At 71.7% G+C, this 2,696-nt stretch carries 3 protein-coding genes; all 3 read left to right on the top strand.

The window, feature by feature from the left end; all coding sequences use genetic code 11:
• Positions 1 to 146 precede the first annotated feature (146 nt).
• The gene (locus ACZ7IB_RS47405) at positions 147 to 455 is read left to right on the top strand and encodes a hypothetical protein (protein ID WP_470921446.1); all 309 of its coding nucleotides are present in this window, start codon (positions 147 to 149) and stop codon (positions 453 to 455) included.
• Complete coding sequence (locus tag ACZ7IB_RS47400; protein ID WP_470921444.1) at positions 452 to 1,819, top strand: DnaB-like helicase N-terminal domain-containing protein; 1,368 nt, start codon at positions 452 to 454, stop codon at positions 1,817 to 1,819. The genes ACZ7IB_RS47405 and ACZ7IB_RS47400 overlap by 4 nt, the downstream gene beginning before the upstream one ends.
• A 642-nt stretch (positions 1,820 to 2,461) precedes the next feature.
• Positions 2,462 to 2,686 carry a hypothetical protein gene (locus ACZ7IB_RS47395; protein ID WP_393703098.1) on the top strand — a complete coding sequence of 75 codons (225 nt, stop codon included), beginning with the start codon at positions 2,462 to 2,464 and terminating at the stop codon, positions 2,684 to 2,686.
• Positions 2,687 to 2,696: the final 10 nt, after the last annotated feature.

Here is a 2,696-nt window from a genome sequence, read left to right as displayed (position 1 = left end):
TCCGGCCAGGGTGGCCGCATGGGTGCGGCGGTTCCTCTTCTTCTCTAGAAGATCTCTCTCTCCAGAACGCGCGGGGCGCGTGTGACGAGAGCGAAAAACGAGAGAGAGAGGCGGCTGCGCCGGAGCCTGTGGGGGCTGATGTGGTCGTGGACGCTTACGAGGCGGCTGCCGGTCGGCAGCTGCTGAACGGCACCAGGATGGGCCTGCGGGCGCAGGCGGTGGAGTTGCTGGCGGCTGGCCGTCCGGTGGGCTGGGTGGCGGCGCGGGCGGCGGAGATGCCGGGCAACGGGTGGACGGACCTGATCAAGCACTGCGAGCGGTCGCGGGTGCCGATTCCGGGGCAGGCTGGCCCGGCGGGTGCGGCTGCTCCTGGTGGTGGTCGGCGCGGTGGTGAGTTGTCGCCGGAGGTGCGTGCGGCGATGGCGGCGCGTGCGGCGAGGGCGAGTGGCCTGTGAGCGACGACGACGGGACGTTCACGCGGGTGCCGCCGCAGGACCTGGACGCGGAGCAGGCTGTTCTCGGCTCGATGCTGTTGTCGAAGGACGCGATCCTCGAAGTGATCGAGATCGTGACCGGCGGTGACTTCTACAAGCCCGCGCACGCCACGGTGTTCGACACGGTGTGCTCGATGGTCGTCCGGGGCGAGGCGTGCGACCCGATCACGGTTGCCGCCGAGCTCCAGCGGCGGGGCTCGCTGGCAAAGGTGGGCGGGGCGCCGTACCTGCACCAGCTGGTGCAGGCGGTGCCCACGGCGGCGAACGCCACGTACTACGCCGAGACGGTCCGCGGCTGCTCGCTGGTGCGCGGCGTCATCGAGGCCGGCACCCGGGCGGTGCAGTCCGGGTACGCGGCCGACGGCGATCCGCAGGAGATCGCGGAACGGGCGGTGGCCGACATGCAGGCGGCCCGCGACCGGGGCCGGTCCGATCAGGACGCCCCGCCGGTGGATCTGCTGGACTTCCTCGCGGACACGCCCGCCGAGCCGGAATGGGTGATCCCGGGCGTCCTGGCGCGGTGGGACCGGCTGATCGTCACGGCAGGGGAGGGCGGCGGCAAGTCCCTGATGCTGCGGCAGATCCTGATGCGGGCGGCGGCCGGCCTGCATCCGTGGAAGCGCGCGAAGGTCAAACCGGTGCGGTGCCTGCTGGTCGATGTCGAGAACAGCCAGTCGCAGGCCCACCCCTGGCTGAAGCGCATGGCTGACGCCGCCGCGCAGGAAGGCGCGCCGATCGGCGCGGGACACGTCACGATCGAGATGCCGGAACGCGGGCTGGACCTGACGAACCCGGCCGACCGGTCGTGGCTGGCGCGGCGGGTCGAGCGGGTCAAACCCGACCTGATCGCGATCGGCCCGCTGTACAAACTAGCCCTCGGCAACCCGAACGAGGAGGAAACGGCGCGCTCGCTGATGTCGGCGCTGGAGATGCTGCGCACCGCGTCGAACGGCGCGGCGATGCTCATCGAGGCGCACTCCCCGCACGCCGCGCCCGCCGTCAAGCGCCGCGACCTGCGCCCGATCGGCAGCTCGCTGTGGCTGCGCTGGCCCGAGTTCGGGTTCGGGCTGTCCCCGGCGTCCGAACTGGGCGCGGCGGAGCAGCGGCTGATGGACTGGGTGCCGTGGCGCGGATCGCGCTCGGAGCGGTCCTGGCCGGAGCAGTTCGTCGAGGGCGCCACGTGGCCGTGGCAGGCGATCGAGTACGCCGGGAACGCCCCGATCCCGGCGATCACGCTCACCGCCGAACAGGTCGCCGCTCTCCCCCCGGAACAGCGCGCCCGGTTCGACGACGACCCCGTCATGGAGCAGGAAGAGGCGTTCTAGCCGCCTGTACGCCTTTCTGGGCGCGTGTCAGTCGCCCCGGGCCTCGCGGTCCGGGGCGGTTTGCGTTGGGGGCGCAGATCGCCATACAGAGGCTCACGGCCCGTCAGTGGCCCTAGCGGCAGCGGCCGGAGGGTCCGCATCACTGCCGTGGTGGGAAGTCCCTGCGCTCTAGTGGTCCACGTCGAGTCGGTCATCCCGGGGGTTGCGCCGCTAACCCGCCCCGGCTGCATCCTGCCGTCCGGCGACTCGCTCCGCTGTCCCGGCCCGTGACACGGGCGCCTGCCCACGGGGGCGTTCGCGCAGTCAACGGAATCATCGGCATCGTCACGTTGATCGCCGCCCGTACCAGTGCTGCGGGGCTCATTCAAGGGTTTCCGGCCAGGAAATCGCTGGTCAGAGCGCCTTGAATGAGCGCCCTGTATCGGAAGAGTTGAGCCCGTCAGCCGGGGTTGCGCCGCTAACCCGTCACTGCCGCACCCTGCTGCCCGACACCCCGGACCAGCGGCCGTCAAGCGTTCGCGAATCCCCGCTCACCCACCCCTTGCCGGGGCCCGGTGCGGATTTTCGCGAGAACTGGAACGTGGCGGTCGCCGCTCCGAATGTGTCCCTTGTCCGCATCAACCATCCGACGGAGAGACCGACATGACGATCGTTCAGAACACCCCGACCGCGCCCACCACCCCGGCCCCGGTGCCGGCCCCGGCGTCCCAGCAGTCCGTACGCGCCCTCTGGGCCGCGGTGGTCCTGCTCGCCGTGGGCTGCGCCCTGTACGCGATGCACGAGCACCCCGCACTCACCGGGCCCCTGAGCGCCCTGGGCGGCCTCCTCGGTGCGGCGGGAGGTCTCGCCGCATGGCTGCGCCAGTGACCCGGGCCCG

This window comes from Streptomyces sp. NPDC037301, assembly GCF_055602785.1.
The sequence above is the reverse complement of the archived record's forward strand: the minus strand, read 5'-3'. Positions and strand labels throughout refer to the sequence as shown.